We start from the raw sequence: 23862 nt of genomic DNA, 5'->3' as shown, positions 1-23862 counted from the left end.
ACCCCCTTCTTGTTAGCGTTAACTTCCGGCCGGACAACGGACCGGACAATGGGTCTCGAGAAAGTCCTCACCAAATGACGAATTTCCGCGACGTGGCGGACGAGCCGTCGGGCGGCGGCCGCGCCGCGGTGACGATCACCGACGTGGCGAACGCGGCCGGTGTCTCGGCGAGCACCGTGTCCTACGTGATCACCGGGAAGCGGACGATCTCCCCGGCCACCCGGCGCCGGGTCGAGGAAACCATCCGCGCCCTCGGCTACCGGCGTCGCGGCGGCGCGCCGTCACCCCGCGCCGGTGTCCTCGCGGTGGCGGTGCCGCCGCTCGGCGACCGGCAGCTGGGCATGGAGATGGAGTTCTTCTCCGCGGCCGCGGGCGCGGCCCGCGAACTCGGGTTCGACCTGCTCCTGGTCACCGACGAGGAAGGCACGACGGGCCTGCACCGGGTGACGTCGGCCGCGCTGGCCGACGCGGTGATCGTGCTGGACGCCGCCGACGACGACCCGCGCGTGCCGGTCCTGCTGGCCTCCGGCCGCCCCGCGGTGCTGGTCGGCGCGCCGGGGACGTACCGCGGGCTGACGTCGGTGACGCTCGACTTCGCGCCGGCCGGCCGGGCCTGCCTCACCCACCTCGCCGACCTCGGGCACCGGTCGGTCGCCCACCTCACGCCGTCCGCGCCCCGGCTCCGCTACCTGAAGGGCTTCGCGGAAAGCTTCCACGCCGCCGCGGGGGAACGCGCCGTGAAAGCGATTTCCCAGCCGTGTGCGCCGACGGCCGGAGACGTCGCCCGCTGCCTGGACGAGCTGCTCGCCGACGGCGGCCCGACCGGGCTGGTGGTGCACGACGAAGCGACGCTTCCCCTGGTCATGGGCACTCTCCGGCAACGCGGGCGGCAGGTCCCCGATGACGTCTCCGTCGTGGCGGTCTGCTCGGACACCGTGGCGGGACGGCAGCGGATCCGGCCCACCACGGTGGTAGTCCCGGCGGCCGAGCTGGGTGCGCTGTCCGTCCGGCGGGCGGTGCGCCAGCTCGACGGCGGACCGGCCGCCGAGCCCGGCACCGTGGTCCCCGTGCTCGTCACCGGGGAAAGCACCGCGGCCGCCCCCGCCGTCCGGGAAGGGGCAGCGTTGTCCGGAGGGTGAGAATTCCCGGACAATCGGGCTCTACACCGAACCCGGTGCCCGTCGCGGCCGTATTTTCTTTCGAGGGTCCGTCGACGTCGACAGGGGATTACGGGTGGCAGCGAAAAAGGGCGCATTGGCCGGGCGGTACCGCCTGCTCGAACCGAACGGCCACCACCCCGGCGGCACCGCGTGGCGGGCGAGGGACGAATTGCTCGACCGGTTCGTCGTCGTCGAGCAGCTGCCACCCGGCTGCCCGTTCGACGCGGCCCATTCCGACCGCGTCCGGGCGAAGGCGATCCGCGACGCGCGCGTGGCCGTCCGGCTGCACCACCCCCACGTGGTCGTGGTGCACGACGTCTTCGAGCACGACCTGACGCCGTACGTGGTGACGGAGGACCTGGCGACCAGCACCCTGGCCGAGCTGGTCGAGCGGCGCGGCAGCTTCCCCCCGGACCGCGTCGCGGCGCTCGGCGCCCAGCTGGCTTCGGCACTGGCGGCCGCGCACGCCGCGGGCATCGTCCACCGCGGGTTCGGCCCGGACAAGGTGCACCTCACGGCCGACGGGACGGCCAAGATCGCCGGCTTCGGGCTCGGCACCGGCGGTTTCCCCGCCCCGGAGGTGGCCGGGAGCGCGAGCCCCGGATGCCCCGCGGACGTCTATTCCCTGGGCGCGACCCTGTATTTCGCCCTCGAAGGGCGGCCGCCCGGCTCCGCCGTCCCGCCGCGGGCCCACGGGCCGGTTCTCACCGCCCTGCTGGACCTCGTGCGCCCGGAACCGGCCACCCGGCCGTCGATGGCCGAAGCCGAACGAACACTCACCGATCTCGCGGTTTCCCGTCCACTGGCGGCAATCCCGGCCCGAAGTGCGCGGCGAGGGCGTGTCCTGGTGACGGGCACCGTGCTCGTCATCGCCCTCGGCACGGCAGTGACGACGCACGCGGCCCTCCGCCGCCTCACGGCTTCCTGAGCCCCCCAGCGCCCCAAGGTGGCCTTGGTTGCGTTCAACGCACCCAAGGCCACCTTCGGTGCGTTCAACGCACCGAAGGCCACATTGGGGCGCTGGGGGCTGGGATCGGCGGGGGGACCGCCGGATCTTCCTGTGCCACGAAGGAAATGAGCGCGAACGCGCTCAGCGCGGTGACCACCGCCGCGCCCGCGACGAGCCACCGCGTGAGGTGGTCGGGGCCGGACCTGGCCTGCTTTTCCAGCGCCACGGCCGCCCGGACGCGGCGTTCCACGCGATCCGCCGCCGGCGGCGGAGAACTCTCCGCGCGGACCCGCTGAATCAATTCCTGAACCGAAATCTGCCGCCGGGCCGCGGACGCCGTCGGGCGCGCCAACCGAACCACCTCCGATTCCCCACATGCGAGATGTCGCATGTCCCGTCGCGGAGACTAGAAGGTGATCCACTTCTTGTAAATCGCGAGATCGCGATCCGGTCGTTATCGATTCGACACAACCGGATTCCCGTTCCGGCCGTAACACGGGAAAACCGCGATCGAATTCGACGATTTCACCCGCGCTACGGCAACGCCGGTTCCGCCGCACTGCCGCAGGATTCGCGCACCACGAGCGTCGGCCAGAGCTGCAGCCGGTGCACGGGCCGCTCGGTCGTGTCGGCGAGCCGGGCCAGCGCGAGCTCGGCGGCCACCGCGCCGAGCCGGTGCTTCTGCGGGCACACCGCCGTCAGCGGCGGGTCGGACGCCGCCGCGACCTCGTCGTCGTAGGAGACCACCGCCAGCTCGCCGGGCACCGCGATGCCGCCGTCGCGGGCCCGTTCGATCAGGCCGATGGCCTCCCGGTCGGCGTGCACCACCAGCGCCCGGACACCCGCCCGGCGGCAGCGCTCCAGCAGGGCGTCGTACTCCCCCGCCCAGCCCGGGGAGCCGTAGACCGGGACGTCGAGGTCCAGCGCCGTGGCGGCGTCCAGCCCCAGGGAGGCGATCGTCTCCCGCCAGCCGGCGCGCAGCGCCCGGCTGGTCGGGCTGGTCCGGGACGTCACGAGCCCGACCCCGCGGTGGCCGAGGGAGACCAGGTGCCGGACGGCCAGTCCCGCGCCGAGCGCGTGCGCCGTCGTGGCCGCGTCCAGGGCCAGCGTCGGCAGCTCCGGCGGCGGCAGGCGTTCGACGAGGACCACCGGGACGCTCAGCGACCCCAGCCAGCGCAGCAGGTCCAGCGCGCCGCGCCCGGTGGTGGCCGGCGCGACCAGCAGCGTCTGCACGCCGCGTTCGAGGAGCTTGGTGATCTGACGGCGGTCTTCGGCCGCGTCGTAGCTCGACGCGCGCAGGACCAGCCTGCCGCCCGTGGCGGCCACTGTGGACTGGGCACCTTGGACCACCGTCGGCCAGTAGTACTCCACCGACGGCGCGACCATGCCGACCAGCGCGCCGGGTGCGACCGGGCCGAACCCCGAAGCGGCGCGTCCGGGCTCCGGGTGGCCGCCGCGGGGCCGGGTCAGCGTGACGCCGCCGTGCACGCGCGTCAGCAGGCCGCGGTCGGCCAGCTCGGTGACGTCGCGGCGGACGGTGACGGCAGTGACGCCCAGCCGCTCGACCAGCTCGGTGAGCCGGACCGCGCCGTGTTCGCGCACCAGCGAAAGGATCAGCTGGTGCCGTTCGGAGGCGAGCATCACCGGACCTGCTCCAGCCGGACCCGCGCCGGGCCCTCGCGCACCAGCAGGGTGAGCCGGCTGAGGTGATCGCCCCAGGACGCCCGCAGCAGCGGGTCGGCCAGCGGCCGCCGCTCGAGGTCCGCGGTGGTCCACCGGGGCTCCCAGCTCAGCCGCAGGACCCGCCGGCCTTCCCGTGACACGAACGCTTCGCCGTCGCCCAGCTCGACGTCGCCCGCCAGGACGTGCCGGAGCCGGACCGGCCGGACGGACTCGTCGTCCTCCACGAGGACGTGGGGGCGGGGGTCGCGGACCAGCCGCACCGAACGGAGCCAGCGCGGCACGCCCGGGTAGGCACTGGCGAGGTCCGCGGACAGCGTGGCTTCGGCCGCGGTGAGCTCGACCCGGACGTCTCGCGCCCCGAAGTCCTCCCCCGGTTCCTGCGTGACGCCCGGCTCGGGCACGTTGTGCCACTCGCCGCGCAACGCCCAGGCCCGGTACCGGTCCGGGCCGAAGCTGGCCGCGGTGTAGGTCGGCTGACCGACGTCCGCCACCACCGGCACGCCGTCGACCGCCACCCAGTAGGACCCGACGTCGAGGTGGTTGTGCCGCTCGCCGTTGTGCCCGGCCTTGACCGCCATGGTCAGCCCACGCGTCGTGCCCGCCGTCTCCCGGGCGACGAGCACCTGCACCCGCGGCAGCCATTGTTCGCGGGCCAGCCAGGTTTCGCGGGGGTCCTCCGCCAGCGCGGTCCGCCAGCCCGGGTCGGCCAGGCCGGACAGGGCCCGGCCGAGGCCGGCCGACGGCCACACGAGCCGCCCGCCCGCGCGCGCCCGGCTCACCGCGTGCGCCCGGACGTCGTCGTCGCCGAGCCGCTCGCCCCACCGGTGCAGGACGTGCCACGGCTGGGCCGGCGACAGGCGGGCCGGAGCGTCCCCGGCGTTGACGTAGGCGTCGCCACCCAGGTGCATCCGGTGCGGGAAGCGGATCAGCGGGGCCAGCACGGGAAGGTCCCGCGCGTCGAGGCCGGTCGCGTCGGCGAGCAGGTCGAGGCACTCCAGCAGGCGGCAGGCGCCGTGCCACCAGTAGGCGACGCCCTCGTCGATCCCGCCGTCGTCGGGCAGCACGGCGACGTAGTGGTCGAGGCCTTCGGCCACCAGCCGCACCAGCCGCAGGCGCCGCTCGTCGTCGGGCTCGAGCAGGAGCGCGGCGGTGAGGACCCCGCTGTGGATCCACGGGTTCCAGTTGTGCGCGTCGCCGTCCAAGCCGAGCCAGTGCCAGTCGCGGATCCGCTCGAACGGCGTCAGGACGCGGAGGTCGACCTCACGACGCAGGCGCTTGCGCAGGCCGGGGGCGCGGAGGTCGAGGTGCGGGCCGAGGACGTGCCCGGCCCAGGCGAACAGCGCCGCGACCTCGGCCGCGCCCAGGTCGAGGAAGGGGTCGTCGGGGTCGGCCACGACTTCACCCCGCGCGGCCGTGTGCCGGTCGTGCGGGGCCCAGCACCAGGTGGTCGCCTCGGCCAGCGCGACCAGCCCGTCGATCGCGCCGTCCAGGAACGGCACCTCGCCCGGCGGCGCCTCGCCGGTCAGCACCGCGGCCAGCACCAGCGTGCTCACGCGTGCGCGCAGCTCTCCCGCGGGGTCTTCGTAGTCGGTCCGGACGCCGTCGCGGAACGTCCGCGCCCACGCCGTGGCCGTCAGGACCGGCGCCGGCCGCGCGAGCAGGGCATGGGCGTCGGCCAGCAGCGCGGCGCCGTCGGCGGCGTCCCAGACCGCCCGGTCGCGCACGTCCGGAAAGGAGGCTCGCACCATCGGATGCCCGTCGAAGAGCGCGCTCAGCCGCTGCCGCACCACCAGGGTCCCCTTCGATCCTGATCGTTTTTGATCGTTTTTGACCTGAATTGTTGACTCGAACTATGACACACCCCGACAGTGACAGCCATCACTTCGACGGAGGAGCAATGAAGCTTCGGGGATCGGCGGGACTGAACCGCCGGACGTTCCTATCGGCCACGGCCGGCCTCGCGGCCGGCGGGCTGCTCGGCGGCTGCGCGTCGTCGACGACCACCGCGTCCGGCGCCACCCGCGTGCGCGTCTGGTCGTGGCTCACCGGCATGGACAAGTACGTCGCCGGGTTCAACGCCGCGCACCCGGACATCTCGGTGGAGCTCAACGTGATCGCGGCCGGGCTGAAGGGCGGCTACGCCCAGCAGACCAACGCGCTGCGCGCCCACAACGCCCCGGACATCCTGCACGCCGAGTACCAGGGCCTGCCGCAGCTGCTCACCACCGGCGGGCTCCGGGACCTCACCGACGACCTGGCGGACCTGGAGCGCGGGTACTCCACCGCGGCCTGGCAGGGCGTGCGGCCCGGCGGGCGCACCTGGGCGGTCCCGATGGACCTCGCCCCGATGGTGCTCTACTACCGCCAGGACCTGTTCGACCGGCACGGCATCGCGGTGCCGCGCACGTGGGACGAGTTCCGGGCCGCCGCGCAGGCCGTGCAGAAGGCCGACCCGGCGGCGCGCCTGACGACGTTCCCGCTCAACGACGGCTCGTTCTTCGCCGGGATGTGCTGGCAGGCGGGCGATCCGTGGTGGCGGGTCGACGGCGGCTCGTGGCGGGTGGACATCAGCGGCGAGGGCACCCTGCGCACCGCGGACTACTGGCAGGGCATGATCCGCGACCGCCTGGTCGCCACCGCCCCGACCGGCGACCAGGACTGGATCGGCGCCATGCACACCGGACGGCTGTGGGGCCTGCTCGGCGCTTCCTGGAGCGTCGGCTCCCTGGTGAAGTCCATCCCGCAGGACAAGGGCCGGTGGGCGGTCACCACCATGCCGACCTGGGACGGCGTTCCCGCCAACGGCGTGCAGGGCGGCAGCGCGTTCGCCGTCTCGGCCGAAAGCAAGGTGCCGGACGCCGCCGTGAAGTTCCTGCGCTGGCTGAGCACCGACCCGGCCGTCGCGAAGATCGGCACCACGTTCACCACCCCCTTCCCCGGCTACCTGCCGAGCCGCGACGTGGCCAGGAACGCCTACAAGGGCGGGTACTTCCTCGGCACCCCGGTGTACGACGTGCTCGACGAAGCCGCCCGCCGGGTCCCGGACTGGACGTGGGGTCCCAACGCCCTGCGGATCTTCTCCACCGTCGTCGACCGCATGAGCGGGGTGAAGACGGGTGGCACGACACTGGCCACCGCCGTCCGGCAGACACAGGCCGACGCCGTCGCCGCGTTGCGGGAGCGGGGATTGACCGTGCTGGAAGGGAAAGCCTGATGACCGTCCTCACCCCCGAGCGCGCGGCGGGCGTGCCGGCACCGGCCCGCCCCGGCGCTCCGGCGCGGGGCCGCCGTGGGCGCGGCCGCGCCGGCCTCGTGCTGGTGGCACCGTTCGCGGTCCTGCTGACCGCCACCGTGCTCGTCCCGATCGGCTACGCGCTCTACCTCAGCCTGTTCACCGATCGCTTGTCCGGCCTGGGTTTCTCCGGCCCGCGGCAGGCGTTCGTCGCCCTCGGCAACTACGTCGACGTGCTCACCGACAGCGCGTTCCACGCCAGCTTGGGCAACGTGGCGCTGTTCGTCGTCGTCCACATCCCGATCATGCTCGGCTTGGCCCTCGTCCTCGCGCTGCTCATCGACTCCGCCGTGGTGCGGCTCAAGCGGGTGTGGTCCCTGTCGGTCTTCCTGCCCTACGCGGTGCCGACCGTGATCACCGGGCTCATCTGGGCCTACCTGTACAGCCCGAACTCCGGGCTGACCGCGCTCCTGCCGTTCGACCCGCTGGGCAAGACCGGCATCCTGCCCTCGATCGTCAACATCGCGACCTGGCAGTGGGTCGGCTACAACATGATCATCTTCTACACCGCGCTGCAGGCGGTCCCGCGTGACGTCCTCGAAGCCGCCCGCGCCGACGGCGCCGGGGGTTTCCGGACGGCGTGGTCGATCAAGGTCCCGATGATCCGGCCGACCATGTTCGTCGCCCTCGTGTTCACCGTCATCGGCTCCCTGCAGCTGTTCACCGAACCCCTGGTGCTGCGCGGGTTCACCGGCTCGGTGACGAGCACCTGGTCACCGAGCCTCTATGTGTACGAGGCCGCGTTCATCGCCAACGACTACGGCCGGGCCGCCGCCGCGTCCGTGCTGCTCGCGCTGGTTTCCGCCCTGCTCTCGGCGCTGGTCATGCGCCTGTCCGCCCGGAGGTCCCGGTGACCCTGTCCCCTGCCGCCGCAACATCCGAGGCCTCGCCTCGGGCCGGGGGCTCCGCCACCCGGAACCCCCGGAAAGCAGCTTCGCGGTGGACGTCACGCACGGTCGTGCACGTCCTGCTGGTACTGGCCGCGTTGTACGCGGTCCTGCCGCTGATCTGGCTGGTCACCTCGGCCACCAAGTCCGTCGGCGACTTCTCCACGACCGGGGCGTTCGAGTTCGGGCAGTTCAACCTCGGCGCCAACCTCAGTGCCCTGTTCACCCAGGAGAACGGCGTCTTCCTCGCCTGGATCCGCAACTCGCTGCTCTATGCCGGCCTCGGCGCGGTGCTCGGCTCGCTGATCTGCGCGGCCTGCGGGTACGCGATCGCCAAGCTCGACTTCCCGGGCCGCCGCGCCCTGTTCGCGGTGACGCTGGCCGGGGTCCTCGTGCCGACCACCGCGCTGGCCCTGCCGCTGTACCTGCTGGCGTCGCAGCTGGAGGTGGTCGGCACGTTCTGGGCGGTGTTCATCCCGTTGCTGACCAACCCCTTCGGCGTCTACCTGGCCCGCGTCTACGCCGAGGCGGCGGTGCCCGGCGAGATCCTGGAGGCCGCCCGGACCGACGGCGCGGGCGAGCTGCGGACGTTCTTCACCATCGGGCTGCCGATGATGCGGCCCGGCCTGGTGACGATCTTCCTGTTCCAGTTCGTCGGGATCTGGAACAACTTCTTCCTGCCGCTGGTGATGCTGACCGACCCGAAGCTGTTCCCGATGAGCCTCGGCCTGTACCAGTGGAGCACGCGCGTGACCCAGTTCCCGCAGTACAACCCGCTCGTCATCACCGGATCGCTGCTGGCCGTGCTGCCGCTGGTCGTCGCGTTCGTGCTGCTGCACCGGCAATGGCGGTCCGGGCTGGCGGCGGGCAGCGTCAAGTGACGCGCCGCCCGGAGACCCTGCTGGTGATGGCGCGGGACACCGCCGCGCTGCAGTTCGGCGACGCGGAGCTGGCCCGGCTGCGCGCCGCGGCCCGGCTGGGCGAGCCGTTGTGCACCGACGAGCTCACGTCGGCGCCGGTGCGCGCGCGGCTGGCGGAGGTCGAGGTGCTGATCACGTCGTGGGGCTGTCCCCCGCTCGACGACGCGGTGCTGCGGGCCGCGCCGCGGCTGCGGGCGGTGCTGCACGCGGCAGGCAGCGTCCGCGACCACGTCGGCGCGGCGGTGTTCGACCGGGGCCTGCTGGTCACCACGGCCGCCGATGCCAACGCCGAGCCGGTCGCCCAGTACACCCTCGGCGCGATCCTGTGGGCGTTCAAGAAGGTGCCGTTCCTCGCCGCCGACGCCCGGAAGTTCCGGGAGGACTGGGGTTACCGCGACCAGCGGGGCGAGCTGTCCGGCCGGGACCGCACGGTCGTGCTCGTCGGGTTCTCCCGCGTCGGACGGCGGGTCGCCGCCCTGCTGCGGCTGCTGGACCTGGCCCGCGTGCTCGTCGTCGACCCGGTGGCCGACGCGAGCGAGATCCGGGCGGCCGGCGCCGAGCCCGCTACCTTGGCCGAAGCCCTGCCCCAGGCGGACGTTCTGAGCCTGCACGCGCCGTCGCTGCCGGAGACGCGGCACATGATCGGCGCCGCCGAGCTGGCCGCCCTGCCGCCCGGCGCGGTGCTGGTCAACACCGCACGGGGAGCCCTCGTCGACACCGCGGCCCTGGAACACGCCTGCGCCGCCGACGGCCTGCACGCCGTCCTCGACGTCACCGAGCCGGAACCGCTGCCCGCCGGCTCCCCGCTCTACGACCTGCCGAACGTCGTGCTGACGCCGCACGTGGCGGGTTCGCTGGGTTCGGAAACCCGCCGGATGAGCGCCGAGGCGCTCGGCGAGCTGGAACGCTACGCCGCGGGCCTGCCACCCCGGGCCCCGGTGACCCGGCATTCACTGGCCGTGCAGGCATGACCGCCGTCGAGGACCGGCGGCTGTCGCCGTACACCGGCTGGACCCGCGGGCACTGGGCGGCGTACGCGGATCGGCTGCTCGCGGCGGCGGGCCGGTACCGCTCGCCGGCGGGCGCCCGGATCGACCTGCCCGGCCCGGCCAGCCGCAACGGCCGGGCCTCGGACGGGCTGGAGGGTTTCGCCCGGACGTTCCTGATCGCCGGCTTCCGCGTCGCCGGGGAGGGCGGCGCGGATCCGGGCGGGTTCCTCGAGCACTACGCCCGCGGGCTGGCCGCCGGCACCGATCCGGCCTCGCCCGAGGCGTGGCCGCGGCCCGACGAGCTCGGTCAGTCCAAAGTGGAGGCCGCGTCGATCGCGCTGGTGCTGCAGCTGACCCGGCCGTGGCTGTGGAACCGCCTGGAAGACGCCGTCCGGGAGCGGGTCGTCGCCTGGCTCGCGACGGTGATCGGGCAGCCCTACCCGCCGATCAACTGGGTGTGGTTCCGGATCGTCGTGGAGTCGTTCCTGCGCGAAGCGGGCGGCCCGTGGTCGGCGGCGGACATCGAGGAGGACCTCGCCGTGCACGCGTCGCTGCGGCGGCCGGGCGGCTGGCTCAGCGACGGCGACGAGCGCGCCTACGACCACTACACGGGCTGGGCGCTGCACCTGTACCCGTTGCTGTGGACGCACTTGTTCGACGTCACCGGTTCCCTGTGCCCCGGCTCGCTGCGCCACGAGTGGGCCGCGGATCTGCGGCAGTACCTCGACGACGCCGTGCGGCTGGTGGGCAGCGACGGCTCCCCGCTGCTGCAGGGCCGCAGCCTGGTCTACCGCTTCGCCGCCGCGGCGCCGTTCTGGGTCGGCGCGCTCACCGGGACGTCCGGGCTGTCCCCGGGGCTGACCCGGCGGGTGGCCGGCGGGATGGTCCGGCACTTCGCCGACCGGGGCGCCGCCGACGGCCTGCTGGACCTCGGCTGGCACCACGCCTGGCCCGCGATGCGCCAGGCGTACTCGGGGCCCGGCTCGCCGTACTGGGCGGCCAAGGGGCTGCTGGGACTGGCCCTGCCCGCGCACCACCCGGTGTGGACGGACGTCGAGGAGCCGCTGCCGATCGAGACGGGCGACGTCGCCCGCGTCGTCGCCGCGCCCGGCTGGCTGGTGTCGGGACGGCGCCGCGACGGCATCGCCCTGGTGGTCAACCACGGCACGGACCACGCGCACCCGGGTGACCAGCGCGCCGACGCTCCGTTCTACGCCCGGCTCGGCTACTCCACGGCGACGGTCCCGCCGCTCGGGGCCGTCCCCGACAACACGGTGGTCGTGCTGGACGCGGACGGCAGGCCGAGCCAGCGGGCGGGGTTCTCGACGTGCTACGCGACCGAGCTGCCGGGCGGCGTGCTGGCGGCGGCGTCCCAGGGCCGCGTCCGCTGGGTCGACACGTCCGGCGACGACGCTCCCGACCACGGGTCCGGCCGCGGTGGGCCGGTGGTGCCGGGGCCGGTGCTGACGGTCGCTTCCGTGGTGCGGCGCGGCGTGGAGGTGCGGCTCGTGCGCCTCGACGGCTTCGACGGTCCGGTCCGGTCGCTGCGGCTGAGCGGCTGGCCGGTGTCCGGCGGGACGCCACCGGTGACCGCTCCGGGGGTGGCCGCCGCGCGGACACCGGACCTGCGGTCGGAAGTACGTTCACTGCACGGCTTCACCACGGCGGACGTGGCGGTCGAGTCCGGCACCTCACCGTTGGGCGAGTGGACCGCCGTTCCCTTCGTCGCCACCGAGGGGCCGCCGGAACCGGGAGCCGTGTTCGCCGCCGTCGTGGTCCTGGATCGCGGCGGCCCGGCTGCTCCCGATCCCGTCCTGACGATCGCCGCGGCCGGCCGCAACGTCACCCTGGCCTGGCCCGACGGTGTCATCGCCGAAGTCGCCTTGCCCGCGGCAACCTCCTGAAGAGGAGGCCTTGTTCTGCACCGAATGTCCTATTGACCTTACCCGGCGCATCCTGTTCCATTTTGTTGGGTTCTGTCTGGGTCTTGTCGGAACATGGAGGTTCCTGCCGTGCGGCTGCGCACTCTGGGTGTGGTTCTGTTGGCTCTCGCGGGAACCCTCGTGCCCGTCGGCCAAGGCAACGCGGCGTCGGCACCGCCTGACGACGTCTACACGTACCTGGAAGACCCGCGGAAGGTCGGCGAAGGCCAGGAGCCGCCGCACGCGTTCCTCGCTCCGCACGCCGACGTCGATTCCGCCGTCCGGGGACGGGAACACACGCCGTTCACCCAGACGCTCGACGGGAAGTGGCGGATCGCCATGGCGGACAACCCCGCCCAGGTGCCCGCCGGCTTCCACGCCGCCGGGTACGACACCTCGGGCTGGCGGGAGGTCTCCGTGCCGCACACCTGGCAGACCGACGGCCTCGACCACCCCGTCTTCCGCAACATCGCCACCGAGATCCAGCCGGACGCGCCACCGCGGGTGCCCCGGGACGTCAACCCGACCGCGGCCTACACCCGCGACTTCGACCTGCCCGCCGACTGGGCACCGCGGCGCACGGCCCTGCGCTTCGAAGGCGTGACTTCGGCGTACTTCGTGTGGGTCAACGGTCAGTACATCGGCTACGACCAAGGCGGCTACACCCCGGCGGAGTTCGACATCTCCGCCGCGCTGCGGCCCGGCCCGAACCGGCTCGCCGTGCAGGTGCACCGCTGGAGCGCGGGCGCCTACCTCGAGGACTTCGACCAGTGGCGGTACGCGGGCATCTTCCGGTCGGTGACCTTGACCTCCACGCCCGCCACCCACATCCGGGACGTCACGCTGCGGACCGACCTCGACGCGACGTACACCGACGCCGTCCTCTCCGCCGCCGTCGAGGTCGCGCACAAACCGGAGGGCACCACTGGGAAGCACACCGTCGGGCTCAGCCTGCGCGACGCGGCCGGCAAGGAGGTCGGCGCCACCAGCCAGGACGTCGAGGTCGGCGACGCCGGCGCCGCGGTCACCCTCACCCTGCCCGTGCGGAACCCGGCCAAGTGGACCGACGAGACGCCGAACCTGTACACCACCGTGCTGACCCTCGCCGGCCCGGACGGCAGGACCACGCACGTCACCCGCGAGACCGCAGGTTTCCGCGAGCTCGAGATCCGCGACCGGCAGCTGCTGGTCAACGGCAAGCGCGTGCTGTTCAAGGGCGTCAACCGGGCCGAAACCGACCCGGAGCACGGCCGGCACGTGCCGCGCAAGGCGCAGGAACGCGATGTCGCGCTGATGGAGCAGCTCAACGTCAACGCCGTCCGCACGTCCCACTACCCGTCGGACCCGTACTTCTACCGGCTCGCGGACGAGCACGGCCTCTGGATCGACGACGAGGTCGACATCGAGACGCACAACCACGAGAACTGCGCCAACTGGTGCCAGGCCAACCAGCCCGAGTGGCGTGACGCCTTCCTCGACCGGCTGATCGGCATGGTGGAACGCGACAAGAACCACCCCAGCGTCTTCCTCTGGGACACCGGCAACGAAGCCGGTCTCGGCGCCCACCACTACGCCATGGCGGACTGGCTGCGGGCCAACGAGCCGACGCGCCCGATCTACCACCAGTCCAACAACCCCGACGGCGACGCGCCCTTCGCGGACGTCTGGGGCCCGCGGTACCCGTCCCCGGAAAGGTTCGCCGACCAGGCGAAGAAGACCACGAAACCGCTGATCTTCGGCGAGTACGCGCACGCGATGGGCAACAGCCTCGGCAACTTCCGCGAGTTCTGGGACATCATCCGGGCGAACCCGCAAACCCAGGGCGGGTTCATCTGGGACTGGGCCGAGCAGAACATCCGGCAGCCGGTCCGCACGGTCCCGGACGTCTCCGGGCACGGCATTTCCACGCACCTGTCCGGGGCGCCGAAGCTCGTCGACGGGCACCGGGGCAAGGCACTGGAACTGTCCGGTTTGGACGACTTCGCCGAGGTCTACCGCGACCGCAGGCTGGACCTCACCGGCACCGCGCTGACCCTGGACGCGTGGGTCAAACCGGGCAAGTGGACCGGCGAGTTCCCGATCATCACCAAGGGCGACCACCAGTACTCCCTGAAGATGAAGAACGAGACGACCCTCGAGTTCTTCGTCCACAGTGGCACGTGGATCCCGGTGCAGGCGCCGGTGCCGGCGGACTTCTACGGCAACTGGCACCGCGTCAGCGGCACCTACGACGGCACCACGCTCCGGCTGTACATCGACGGTCGCGAGGTCGCGCAGAAAGCCTTCAGCGGCCGGATCGACTCCTCGTCGGCCGAGGTGAACATCGGGCGTGACTTCGAGACGTCGTGGAACGACCCCTCGACCATCGGGTGGCTGGCCCGGGGCGTAGTGGACGACGTCCGCATCCACGACCGTGCGCTCGGCGCGGCCGAGCTGGCGGGGCCGGAACCGGCGCCCGGCGCGCTGCTGGCGCTGGACTTCGACAGCGTGACCGAGCGGGGCACGTCCCTGTCCTACGGCTCCAGCCTGTCCGGAGTGGACGGCCTGATCGGCTCGGACCGCAAGCCGCAGCCGGAAACCACGCAGCTGGCGTGGGCGCACCAGCCCCTGCGCTTCGCCTACGCCGACGGCGTGCTGTCGGTGACGAACGAACGCCAGTTCAGCGACACCGGGGACGTCGACCTCAGGTGGCGCGTCACCGAAGGCTCGAAGACGATCAACAGCGGCCGGCAGCCCTTGCGCGTCGCGGCGGCCACCACCGGCCGGATCCCGCTGCCGGCCGGGGCCGGTGCCCGCGAGCGCTTCCTCACGGTCGAGGCGGTCGTCAAGACCGCGCGGCCGATGCTGCCCGCGGGGCACGTCCTGGCGCACGACCAGTTCTCGCTCGGCGGCACGCGGATGCCCGGCCTCGACCAGGCTCCGCCGGACTGGGGCCGGGTGACGGCGCGGGAGACCGCGGACGCGGTCACCGCCCAGGCCGGCCCGGTCGCCTACCGGGTGGACAAGCGCACCGGGACGCTGTCGTCGATGCAGTCGTGGGGCAAGGAGCTGCTGGCGAGCGGGCCGAAGCTCGACGCGTGGCGCGCGCCGATCAGCAACGAGACGTTCGCCTGGGGCCGGGCCGAGGGCGAGGACTGGCGCAAGCTGGGGCTCGACCGGCTGCAGACCACGGTCACCGGGGTCCGCGTGGACCGCGCGGGCAGCAACGTCACCGTCGTGGTGGACAGCCGGGTGGCGGCGCCGGACGTGGCGAACGCGTGGTTCGACCAGACCATGACCTACACCGTGGACTCGACGGGTGTGCTGCGCCTGGGCCACAAGGTGACGCCGCAGGGCGCGGTGCGCACCCTGAACTACCTGCCGCGCATCGGGGTGTCCCTGGGCGTGCCGGACAGCTTCAACCGGTTCTCCTGGTACGGCCGGACCGCGGAGAGCTACGTCGACCGCAAGGACGGCACGCCGATCGCGGTGAACAAGTCCACTGTGGACGAACAGTACGTGGACTACCACCGCCCGCAGGACCACGGCAACCACACCGACGCCCGGTGGGCGCTGCTGACCGACGGCAAGCTGTCCGGCCTGCTGGTGAGCGGGATGAAGGACGTCAGCGTCACGCCGTACGACGACCTGGACCGGGCGGCCTACCCGTTCCAGCTGCAGCGGAACCCGGGCTGGTTCACGCTGCACGCCGACCACGCGGCGACCGGCGTCGGCGACACGCCGAACCCGGTCCGGGAGAAGAGCCAGGTGGCGGCGGACACGACGTACGAGTACACGTTGTCGATGCGGCCGCTGAGCCTGACCGAAGCGTGGGCCGCCCTGCCCGCGGGCGGCTGAGACCCGCACGGACGAAGAAGCCGCACCGAGGGCAGTCCCCCGGTGCGGCTTCTTCGTCAGCACTCAGACCAGGTCGCTCCGGACCGCGAGCAGTTCCTCACTCGACAGGTCTTCGCGGGCCGCGCCGGCCGCACGAAGCCCGTCGAGATCCGTGAAGCCGCCGTGGTGCACGGCCTGACGTGCGAACTTGGCCGCCACCTCGTAGTCGACGGCCTTCGTCGCGTTGAACGCGGCCATGGCCGCGTGGAACGCGGCGTCGAGCGTGCAGCCGACCGGCTGGAGGACCGACGGCACCTCCAGCGCGGCGATGACGGCGTCGGGCGTGTTCGCGAATTCTTCGATGCGGGTCACGTTCACTACATCCATTTCAATTGCGGAAATCGGCCGGGAAAGTCCCGGTGGTCAGCGGTTGGTGATCGCGTCGATCAGCTGCCGGGCGGACATGTCACCCGGCGAGGCGACCTCGACGGCCGGCACCCCGGGGTGGTAGCCGGTGCCGAAGGCCCTGCGGTACGCCTGGTCCGCCAGGTTGTGAGCCCGCGCCGTCTGAGTCGCCTCCTCGGCGGCGGCCACGGCCCGCAGGAGGTTGATGCAGCAGGTGGTGGGGTCCTCCGCGGTCGTGAACTCGAGCGGGCCGAGCTGCGACGGCGCGCCGGTCAGGTAACGGGCGACGGCGGTGTCGGAAGTGTTGATTTCGTTCATGGCACCGAGGTTAAGGTGCCGGATCCGCCGTGACATCCACCGAAACAACGAAACGGGAACGGCGATCGCCGAAGGTTTTTTTCCGCAGAAGCGGTCACTCGGTTCCGACACCGGCTGGAACGTCCCGCTTCGCCCGGATCTGCCGGGTAACGCCGACCGCCACCACGACCACGGTCAACGCGAGGCTGGCCAGCAGCTGCGGACGACCGGACGGCGAGAAGAGCATCGCCACGAGCAGGCCCGCCATCGCCACGATCGCCAGCCAGGTCAGGTACGGGAAGGCCCACATCCGCAGCGGCAGGCCGGCGGGGTGGGCGGCTTCCAGCCGTCGCCGCATCCGCAGCTGCGTCACGGAGATGGCGAGCCAGATGAACACCGCCAGCGCGCCGGAGGTGTTGAGCAGGAAGCTGAACACCTCTTCGGGCACGAAGTAGTTCAGCACCACGGTGGCGAACCCGACGACCGTCGACACCAGGACGGCGGCCCGGGGGACGCCGCCGGGCGAGATCCGCCGCCACGAGCGCGGCGCGTCGCCGCGGCCCGACAGCGAGAACGCCATCCGGGAAGCGGTGTACAACCCGGAGTTCAGGCACGACAGGACGGCCGTCAGCACGATCACGTCCATCACGGTCCCCGCCGCCGGCAGCCCGATCAGGTCGAGCACGGCGACGTACGGGCTCTTGCCGACACTGGCGTCGTCGTAGGGCAGCAGCGTCACCACGACGGCGATGGAGCCCAAGTAGAACACCAGGATACGCCACATGATCGAGCGCACCGCCCGGCGCGCGGCCCCGACCGGGTCCGGCGACTCCGAAGCCGCGATCGTGGCGATTTCGGCACCGAAGAAGGAAAAGACCACCACGAAGATCGCCGCGAACACCGGCCCGGCACCGTGCGGGGCGAACCCGCCGTGGCCGGTGAGGTTGCGCAGCCCCGGCGCCTCGACGCCGGGCAGCACGCCGAGCACCGCCGCGAGGCCGAGCAGGACGAAGACGACGATCGCGGCGACCTTGATCGAGGCGAACCAGAACTCGAACTCGCCGTAGGACTTCACCGAGAACAGGTTGGTCACGGTGAGCACCGCCATCAGCACGAGCACCCACGCCCACTGCGGCAGCAGCGGGATCCAGCGGTGCACGATGGCCGCGCCCGCCGTGGCCTCGACGCCGATCGTCGTCACCCAGAACCACCAGTAGAGCCATCCCACCGAGAAGCCCGCCCAGCGGCCGATGCCCTCCTCGGCGTAGGCGGAGAAGGAGCCCGTTCGCGGGTCGGCGGTCGCCATCTCCCCCAGCATGCGCATGACGAGGATGACCAGCACGCCGGCGAGGGCGTAGGTGATCAGCACGGCGGGTCCGGCGTCGGCGATCGCCTGCCCGGACCCGACGAACAGGCCGGCGCCGATCACCCCGCCGACGGCGATCATCGACAGGTGCCGGGAACTCAGTGTCCGGGACAGGCCCGGACCGTCTTCCCTCGGTGGTGCCATCAGGATTCCCCTGTTCTCGAAAACGGCGGTGAGAGCGCCATCACGCTAGGGCTACCGGCACCGGCCGTTCACTGCGCGAAGCCGGGAAATTCTTCCCCGGATCGACGGCACCGCGATCGGGCAACGGGAAATCCGGAAGACGCGGGTTCCGCCGCCGCGGAACCCGCGTCTTCGTCACGCCGGAACCGCGCCCAGCCGGGCGGCGATCAGGCTGTCCACGGAATCGGGTCCCGTTTCCGCGCCGCCGGGTCCGGTCTCGGCGCCGAAATGGCCGTGGCCGCCGAAATGGTGCGCGGCCGTGACGAGCGCCGCACCGGTCGCGAAAGCCGTCGCGACGCCGGCCAGAGCCGCCGCCGCCGCGGCGTAACAGGCTACCGGGGCGCCTGGCCGCTCATCGGCGAATCCGAATTGCCCGTCGCGCACGTCGAGCAATTCGGCCAGTGAACCGCCGGCGACCCCGGCGCCCCGATGAGCGCCCGCGTCCGGCTGGTGCCGGTGCCCGCGGTTGTGGCCGACGTTGGCGGCCCAGGCGTTCGCGACGTAGCCCGCGCAGGCCGTGACCGCGGCACCGGCGGCGACCGCCGCGACCAGCACGGCGGTTTCGCACAGGGTGGGCGCGACCGCGGGGGTGAGATACATTCCGCTCGCTCCGAAATCGGTGGCATCGGCGGCGGTGACGACCCGGGACGGTGTGGCCACGGACATTGTTCCCCTTCTCGGAAAATTGTCTCGGCATTGACTGTGCATTTCGGCGACTTGCCGGACATTCGATTGCCCCGGCCGCCGCCTTTGTCACGATGACACGGACCGGACAGCGGAACCAAGCGTGTTCAAGAAGTGTTCACCGCGATCGCCGTGTGCCTTGAATCACCCCTTCGCGCCCGGAAAAACCGCCACCGAATCGCACTTCCCCGTCATTCGGTGGATGCGGCGGACGGCCGGTGATCGCTAGCCTTTGCGGCACACAGCCCGGCTTCTCGATCCCCAGTGGAGGTACTGTGACCACGTCAGCCACCATCGAATCCCGCGTTCCGTCGCTCGAGGAGATCACCCCGCTCGAAATGGGGCTGCCCCAGACCGACAAGGCGTGGTTCCACGCTTTCGCCCACAAGGCCGTCGACGCCTGGGTCAACATCACCGGCGGCAGCGACGGCGTGCTGCACGAAAACCCGGACCCGGTCGACTTCGGCGAGGCCGGGGCCGCCCGGTTCTCCCTGGACGACCTCCTCGAGACCCGCGCGCGGCGCGTCTCCTGACCCCGGGTCCCCGACCGAGAACCGGGCCGGTTCCCGCCGGCCCGGTTCTCGCGCGTCCGGAAAAGAGAGATGCCGGAAGGGCCGTGGCCCTTCCGGCATCGGATCACCGAGCACCCGCCGGTGCGGTCACGGACGGCACGGGGTGACCGGGCCCTGGATCCGGCCGTTCCAGCTCGCCGGCGCGCGGAAGCACCAGTCCTGCGTGTTGGCCAGGTCCGTGCCGAGCATCTGCGTGCCGCGGTCGGAGGCGGTGAACCGCGTGGTGGCGGCGTTGGCCGGCACCCGGTACTTGTAGGTGCCGCCGAGCGCGCCCGCCGCCCAGGTCGTGCACTTGTGCTTGACCTCCGCACCACCGCCGTCGCGCGAGGTGAAGCAGATTTTGAAGACCACGGACTTGTTGGAGAAGACGATGGTGTGCTCCCCCGCTGCCGAGGCCGCCGGAGCGGCGCCCACCGCCGCCGCCATGGCGAGCGCACCGGCCGCGAGCCCCACGGAGATCTGCTTCTTGACGTTCATGGACGATCACCTTGATTTCTGTCGGGGTAAAATACTTACCAAGGAAATACAAGGGAGACTTTGACCTGTCCGGGGAAGCCCCACAATGAGCAGGTCGGGCAAGTATCTTCCGCGGCCCGCGGAAACCCCCGCGCACTCCGGAGCTGCTTTCCGCGTCGCGCGGAATCGTCCCGTTGCCGGGCGCCGGGCCCGGACACCCGGTACCGTGCGCTCGGAGGAGGTACGCATGCCCTCGATCCGCGACGTCGCAAGACAGGCGCACGTCTCCACGGCCACCGCGTCGCGCGCGTTGCGCGGGCTGCCTTCGGTCACCGCGGAAACCAGAGCCCGGGTCGAACGCGTGGCCGCCGAACTCGACTACGTGATCCCGTTCAACGCCTCCAGCCTGGCTTCGGGCCGCACCAACTCGGTCGGGATCGTGGTGCCGTTCGTCTCGCGCTGGTTCTTCGGCACGGTGATCGCCGGCGCCGAGACCGTGCTGCGCGAAGCCGGCCTGGACCTCGTCGTGTACGGCGTGCCCGACGAGGCGAGCCGGGCCCGGTTCTTCGACCGGATGCCGGTGCGCCGCCGGGTCGACGCGCTGCTGGTGCTGTCCCTGCCGCCGGCCCCGCGCGAGGCCGACGCGCTCCGGGCCCTGCAGGTCCCGGTGGTCCTGGTCGGGAGCACCGCTGAAGGCCTCTCCGCGGTCGGCATCGACGACCTCGCCGCCGCGACGCAGGCGGTGCGGCACCTGACCGAGCTCGGCCACCGCCGGATCGGCCTGCTCGGCGAGACCGATCCCCCGCCCCACGGGTTCACCACCCCCGGGCTGCGCCGCCGCGGTTACCTGCGTGCCCTGGCGGAAGCGGGGATCGAGCCGGCGGCCGGTCTGGAGGCCGCCGGCGGCTTTACCGCCGCCGCCGGCGAGACGGCGATGGAACGCCTGCTCGCGCGGCCGTCCCCGCCCAGTGCCGTGTTCGCGATGTCCGACGAGATGGCCTTCGGCGCGTTGAGAGCGCTCCACCGGGCCCGCGTCGCCGTCCCGGGCGAAGTGTCGGTGATCGGGTTCGACGACCACGAACTGGCGGCCGCCCTCGACCTTTCGACGATCGCGCAACCGGTGTTCGCCCAGGGGGAACGCGCGGCCGGGCTCCTGCTGGACCAGCTGCGGCGGCAGGCCCCGCCCACCGACGTGGTGCTCCCGACCGAACTGGTCCACCGGGGCACCACCGGACCGGCGCCCGCGGCACGCTGAGCCCCGCATGTTCCGCGATTTTCGGATCGGTTCCGCGGCCTGCCGCGCATCTTCCCGAAATCCGCGCAGGAATACCCGGCCGCAACGGTGCAACGCTTACACTGAACACGGCGGCCGTGGCCGCCCACGTCGAACTTCGCCGCGAAAGGGAACTCACGCTCGATGTCCGCTCAAAGAGCAGTCAGGTGAACGGCCTCCGCGCCGAAATCTGGAGCCGGCTGGCCGGCGAAATCGAGCAGGTGCCGCCCGAGCGGCGCGAGAAGGCGCGCGATCTGGTCACCATGGCCATCTCGTTGCTGTGCGAGGACATCGAAGAAGCGGCCCCGTGGGACGCGACCAAGGTGGCCGCGGCGCGGACCATGGGCAACGGGTGCGCCGCCGACGGCTGGCCGCTGGACCAGGTGCTCGAACTGCTGGGCCGGGCCGGCGAGGAGACGGTGGCCGCACTGGCGGCCGCGCCCGGCACCACCACCGGCCGGCTCAAGGCGCTCGCCGAGACGTGCAACCGCTTCCTGCGGGAACTGCTGCGGGGGTACCAGGAAACGACGCTCGCGGTGGTGTCCCCGCGGTCCGCGGCCCACGACGAAGCGGTGGCGCTCCTGCGGGGCACCGCGGCCACCGACCAGGGCCGGTTCGCGCCGGCCTACGCCGTGATGGCGTTCCGGACCGTTTCTTCATCCACAGTGGACGAGTCCGCGTTCGGCGAGCCGGGAACCGGCGTGCTCGCCGCACTCTGTGAACACGGCGGGTACGTCCTGATCCCCGCCGGCGACGAGGAAACCGGCTTCGCCCGGTGCGCCCGCCTCCACGCGTCCCTGCCGGACGGGACCTGGGCGGGGGTCTCGTGGCAGAAGACCGGGCGGCTGCCGGTGGGGCGGGCCGAAGCGGCGGAAGTGGTCACGGCGGCACTGGCGGCCCGGCGGCCACCCGGGTGCTACCTGCTCGGCGACGTGCTGGTGGAGTACGCCGTGCTGACCCAGCGGCCGGTGGCCGACCTGCTCGTCGCCAAGATCGAGCCGATCACGCGCAACGAGGTACTGCTGGAAACCCTGCGCGCGCTCCTGGCCGCCGACGGCAACCGCTCCAAGGCCGCGGCCGAGCTGATCATCCACCGCAGCACCCTGGACTACCGGCTGCAGCGGATCGAACAGCTGACCGGCTACGACCCGACGTCCCTGCGGCAGCTGCACGTCCTGAGCACGGCCCTCACCGCCCACGAGGCGACGACCACCCCGCCACCGCCGTTGCCGCTGGAGGACACCGGTTCCTGAGCCCGCGAACCGCGTCCGGCGGTTCCGGCCGATGCGGATGGCCTCCGCCGCCGGATCGGATGACGATACCGGAGCCGGTCACCGACCGGCGGTCGGTCGGCGCGGACCGGGTACTTTTTCCGCATTCTCGGAAGCAGGCGCGGATGGCCATTCACTTCGTCCGGCACGGTGAATCGCTGGCGAACGAGCAGAACCTCTTCGCGGGCAGGCAGGACACCCCGCTCACCGAGCTGGGCCGCAGGCAGGCACGGCAGGCGGGTGACCGCGTCGCCGCGCTCGGCGTCCGCCTCGACGAAGTCCACGTCTCGCCGCTGGAGCGGGCGAGGCACACCGCCGACGTCATCGTGGACCGGCTCGGCGAGCACCCCGAGCTGGTCGTTTCGGACGCTCTCGTAGAGCGTGACTTCGGCGTGTTCACCGCGCGGAACAAGAGCCTGGTCAAGAAGAGCATCGGCTTCCGCGCCTACACGGGGTACTTCCACCGCAGCACCGGATGCCCGCCCGGCGGCGAGTCCTGGGCACTGCTGCACGAGCGGGTCCGCCGGTACTACGAACAGGTCCTGCTGCCCCGGTCCCGGGCCGGGAAGAACATCCTCGTCGTCGCGCACAAGTACGTGGTCGAGATGTTCGCGGTCGTCGTCGCGGGCCTCGCGGACGAGGACTACCACGACCTGAAGGTCCCCAACGCGCGTCCGCTGTCCGAAGAAGACCTGCGCCGGATCGCCGGCGGCTCGGCGAAGACCTCGGCGGTGCACGACTTCGGCGAGCTCGTCGAGATCCGGCTCCCGGTGCTGGTGGCCGGGGCCGCCGCGCTGGGTGCGGCCGCCCAGCTGGCGCTGCACGTCCCGGTCCCGCCGCCGGTGTTCACCGCGGTGCTCGTCGCCCTGCTGGGGCTGAGCACGTTCTTCGGCATGCTCCGGCTGCATTCCGGCGTACTGCGGGGGTTCGGCCCGAGCCTCCGGAAAGCGCTGCCGCTGACCGGCCTGCGGGTCGGGGCCGGCCTGGCCCTCGTCTGGCTCTTCGCCGGTGGACCCGCGTCGTCGCTCGGCCTCTTCCTGCTCTTGCCGCCGGCCTTGCTGACTCCCGCGCTTTCCCTGTTGTGGGGCGGCGACTACTTCGCTTCCATCCGGCAGACGGTGACGGCTTCGCTCGTCCTCCCGGTCGTGGTGCTGGCCGCCGCGTGGTTCCCGCACCGGCTGCCCGGCCTCGCCGCCGCGGCGGCCGGCTACCTCGCGGTGCTGGGCGGGGCCATGGTGCTGCCTGCGGTCGCCGCGCAGGTGCTCCGCCGGCGCAACCCCATCCGGGCCGGGCAGCTGAGCACCAACTGGACGTGGGCCGGCGGAGCCGCACTGGTGCCGCTGGCCGCGGTCGCGACCTTCGCGCTGACCCCGGCGGACGGCGTGCACCCGGCCGACCTGCTGCCGACGGCGGCCGCCGTCCTCGCGACGTTGCTCGTCCTGCGCACGGTCACCTGGCTGTACCTCAGGAACCGGGCCATCCCGCCGGGCGAGGCCCGCGACCTGTTCATCACCCAGTGCACGCCCAACATCTTCCTGTGGTTCACGTTCACCGGCGCCCTCGGGCACGGCGCGGCGCTGCTGGCCCCGGTCGCCGCTTTCGCGTTCTTCGCGGCGATGCCGGTGGACGAGTTCGTCTTCGTGCGGCGGCACCGGACGGACCTGCGGGCCGCCATGGCGCGCGCGGTCCGTCCGATCGCGACTCCGCTGCGAGCGTGACGATCTCGTTCATCCGGTC

20 protein-coding genes are annotated in these 23862 nt (G+C 72.3%); 12 read left to right on the top strand and 8 right to left on the bottom strand.

The genetic code is table 11. The features are described 5' to 3' along the window. Positions 1-74: 74 nt before the first annotated feature. The gene (locus ACLJQE_RS21630; RefSeq protein WP_410641116.1) at positions 75-1139 is read left to right on the top strand and encodes a LacI family DNA-binding transcriptional regulator; all 1065 of its coding nucleotides are present in this window, start codon (positions 75-77) and stop codon (positions 1137-1139) included. Positions 1140-1233: 94 nt separating this feature from the next. Next, positions 1234-2088 (top strand): protein kinase domain-containing protein, encoded by an 855-nt coding sequence (locus ACLJQE_RS21625; RefSeq protein WP_410641115.1) that lies wholly within the window; start codon positions 1234-1236, stop codon positions 2086-2088. A gap of 64 nt (positions 2089-2152) precedes the next feature. On the opposite strand, the gene ACLJQE_RS21620 is transcribed toward ACLJQE_RS21625, so the two are convergent. From ACLJQE_RS21620 to ACLJQE_RS21610, 3 genes are all read right to left on the bottom strand, one after another. Continuing rightward, a complete protein-coding gene (locus ACLJQE_RS21620) occupies positions 2153-2461 on the bottom strand; it encodes a hypothetical protein (protein ID WP_410641114.1) in 309 nt (102 codons plus the stop codon). 182 nt (positions 2462-2643) lie between these two features. Further along, entirely contained in the window at positions 2644-3750 is a 1107-nt protein-coding gene (locus ACLJQE_RS21615; RefSeq protein WP_410641113.1) for a substrate-binding domain-containing protein, read from the bottom strand. Continuing rightward, positions 3750-5582, bottom strand: coding sequence for a heparinase (locus tag ACLJQE_RS21610; protein ID WP_410641112.1), 1833 nt, complete (start codon positions 5580-5582; stop codon positions 3750-3752). Before ACLJQE_RS21610 ends, ACLJQE_RS21615 begins: the two co-directional genes overlap by 1 nt. A gap of 107 nt (positions 5583-5689) precedes the next feature. On the opposite strand from ACLJQE_RS21610, the gene ACLJQE_RS21605 reads away from it, so the two are divergent. The 6 genes from ACLJQE_RS21605 to ACLJQE_RS21580 all read left to right on the top strand — a co-directional run bounded on the left by ACLJQE_RS21605 (position 5690) and on the right by ACLJQE_RS21580 (position 15639). Next, the gene (locus ACLJQE_RS21605; RefSeq protein WP_410641111.1) at positions 5690-7006 is read left to right on the top strand and encodes an ABC transporter substrate-binding protein; all 1317 of its coding nucleotides are present in this window, start codon (positions 5690-5692) and stop codon (positions 7004-7006) included. Further along, a complete protein-coding gene (locus ACLJQE_RS21600) occupies positions 7006-7938 on the top strand; it encodes a carbohydrate ABC transporter permease (protein WP_410641110.1) in 933 nt (310 codons plus the stop codon). Before ACLJQE_RS21605 ends, ACLJQE_RS21600 begins: the two co-directional genes overlap by 1 nt. 104 nt (positions 7939-8042) lie before the next feature. Beyond that, on the top strand, positions 8043-8852 hold the full coding sequence (locus tag ACLJQE_RS21595) for a carbohydrate ABC transporter permease (protein WP_410641109.1): 810 nt from the start codon (positions 8043-8045) through the stop codon (positions 8850-8852). Further along, positions 8849-9862, top strand: a complete 1014-nt coding sequence (locus tag ACLJQE_RS21590) for a hydroxyacid dehydrogenase (protein ID WP_410641108.1) — start codon at positions 8849-8851, stop codon at positions 9860-9862. The genes ACLJQE_RS21595 and ACLJQE_RS21590 overlap by 4 nt, the downstream gene beginning before the upstream one ends. After that, the gene (locus ACLJQE_RS21585) at positions 9859-11784 is read left to right on the top strand and encodes a DUF2264 domain-containing protein (RefSeq protein WP_410641107.1); all 1926 of its coding nucleotides are present in this window, start codon (positions 9859-9861) and stop codon (positions 11782-11784) included. Before ACLJQE_RS21590 ends, ACLJQE_RS21585 begins: the two co-directional genes overlap by 4 nt. Positions 11785-11943: 159 nt before the next feature. Continuing rightward, positions 11944-15639 (top strand): glycoside hydrolase family 2 TIM barrel-domain containing protein, encoded by a 3696-nt coding sequence (locus ACLJQE_RS21580; protein ID WP_410641106.1) that lies wholly within the window; start codon positions 11944-11946, stop codon positions 15637-15639. 63 nt (positions 15640-15702) lie between these two features. Here ACLJQE_RS21580 and ACLJQE_RS21575 read toward each other — a convergent pair whose 3' ends face one another. The 4 genes from ACLJQE_RS21575 to ACLJQE_RS21560 all read right to left on the bottom strand — a co-directional run bounded on the left by ACLJQE_RS21575 (position 15703) and on the right by ACLJQE_RS21560 (position 18469). Beyond that, the gene (locus tag ACLJQE_RS21575; RefSeq protein WP_410641105.1) at positions 15703-15990 is read right to left on the bottom strand and encodes a hypothetical protein; all 288 of its coding nucleotides are present in this window, start codon (positions 15988-15990) and stop codon (positions 15703-15705) included. 51 nt (positions 15991-16041) lie between these two features. Next, positions 16042-16341: a hypothetical protein gene (locus tag ACLJQE_RS21570; RefSeq protein WP_410641104.1), complete on the bottom strand. Its 300-nt coding sequence runs from the start codon at positions 16339-16341 to the stop codon at positions 16042-16044. Positions 16342-16435: 94 nt separating this feature from the next. Further along, positions 16436-17830 carry an amino acid permease gene (locus ACLJQE_RS21565; protein ID WP_410641103.1) on the bottom strand — a complete coding sequence of 465 codons (1395 nt, stop codon included), beginning with the start codon at positions 17828-17830 and terminating at the stop codon, positions 16436-16438. Between the two features lie 174 nt (positions 17831-18004). After that, positions 18005-18469 (bottom strand): hypothetical protein, encoded by a 465-nt coding sequence (locus ACLJQE_RS21560; protein ID WP_410641102.1) that lies wholly within the window; start codon positions 18467-18469, stop codon positions 18005-18007. A gap of 359 nt (positions 18470-18828) precedes the next feature. Between ACLJQE_RS21560 and ACLJQE_RS21555 the strand changes: the two genes are divergently transcribed. Continuing rightward, positions 18829-19086: a hypothetical protein gene (locus ACLJQE_RS21555; RefSeq protein WP_410641101.1), complete on the top strand. Its 258-nt coding sequence runs from the start codon at positions 18829-18831 to the stop codon at positions 19084-19086. 126 nt (positions 19087-19212) lie between these two features. On the opposite strand, the gene ACLJQE_RS21550 is transcribed toward ACLJQE_RS21555, so the two are convergent. Then, positions 19213-19602 carry a hypothetical protein gene (locus ACLJQE_RS21550; protein WP_410641100.1) on the bottom strand — a complete coding sequence of 130 codons (390 nt, stop codon included), beginning with the start codon at positions 19600-19602 and terminating at the stop codon, positions 19213-19215. A 226-nt stretch (positions 19603-19828) separates the two neighbouring features. Here ACLJQE_RS21550 and ACLJQE_RS21545 point away from each other — a divergent pair, with 226 nt between their 5' ends. From ACLJQE_RS21545 to ACLJQE_RS21535, 3 genes are all read left to right on the top strand, one after another. Then, positions 19829-20836, top strand: a complete 1008-nt coding sequence (locus ACLJQE_RS21545; protein WP_410641099.1) for a LacI family DNA-binding transcriptional regulator — start codon at positions 19829-19831, stop codon at positions 20834-20836. 185 nt (positions 20837-21021) lie between these two features. Continuing rightward, on the top strand, positions 21022-22107 hold the full coding sequence (locus tag ACLJQE_RS21540) for a PucR family transcriptional regulator (protein WP_410641098.1): 1086 nt from the start codon (positions 21022-21024) through the stop codon (positions 22105-22107). A gap of 143 nt (positions 22108-22250) precedes the next feature. Next, positions 22251-23843 (top strand): histidine phosphatase family protein, encoded by a 1593-nt coding sequence (locus ACLJQE_RS21535; RefSeq protein ID WP_410641097.1) that lies wholly within the window; start codon positions 22251-22253, stop codon positions 23841-23843. Positions 23844-23862: the final 19 nt, after the last annotated feature.

Source organism: Amycolatopsis sp. lyj-346 (assembly GCF_046548975.1).
Taxonomy (GTDB): domain Bacteria; phylum Actinomycetota; class Actinomycetes; order Mycobacteriales; family Pseudonocardiaceae; genus Amycolatopsis.
Note: the sequence above shows the minus strand (reverse complement) of the source record. Positions and strands in the feature narration are given on the sequence as shown.

Bases quoted from the DNA above. Each gene is read 5' to 3' on its own strand.
- ACLJQE_RS21565 (WP_410641103.1), bottom strand. From the start codon at position 17,830: ATGGCACCACCGAGGGAAGACGGTCCGGGCCTGTCCCGGACACTGAGT.
- ACLJQE_RS21545 (WP_410641099.1), top strand. From the start codon at position 19,829: ATGCCCTCGATCCGCGACGTCGCAAGACAGGCGCACGTCTCCACGGCC.
- ACLJQE_RS21535 (WP_410641097.1), top strand. From the start codon at position 22,251: ATGGCCATTCACTTCGTCCGGCACGGTGAATCGCTGGCGAACGAGCAG.
- ACLJQE_RS21615 (WP_410641113.1), bottom strand. From the start codon at position 3,750: ATGCTCGCCTCCGAACGGCACCAGCTGATCCTTTCGCTGGTGCGCGAA.
- ACLJQE_RS21570 (WP_410641104.1), bottom strand. From the start codon at position 16,341: ATGAACGAAATCAACACTTCCGACACCGCCGTCGCCCGTTACCTGACC.
- ACLJQE_RS21600 (WP_410641110.1), top strand. From the start codon at position 7,006: ATGACCGTCCTCACCCCCGAGCGCGCGGCGGGCGTGCCGGCACCGGCC.
- ACLJQE_RS21605 (WP_410641111.1), top strand. From the start codon at position 5,690: ATGAAGCTTCGGGGATCGGCGGGACTGAACCGCCGGACGTTCCTATCG.
- ACLJQE_RS21550 (WP_410641100.1), bottom strand. From the start codon at position 19,602: ATGAACGTCAAGAAGCAGATCTCCGTGGGGCTCGCGGCCGGTGCGCTC.
- ACLJQE_RS21630 (WP_410641116.1), top strand. From the start codon at position 75: ATGACGAATTTCCGCGACGTGGCGGACGAGCCGTCGGGCGGCGGCCGC.
- ACLJQE_RS21585 (WP_410641107.1), top strand. From the start codon at position 9,859: ATGACCGCCGTCGAGGACCGGCGGCTGTCGCCGTACACCGGCTGGACC.
- ACLJQE_RS21560 (WP_410641102.1), bottom strand. From the start codon at position 18,469: ATGTATCTCACCCCCGCGGTCGCGCCCACCCTGTGCGAAACCGCCGTG.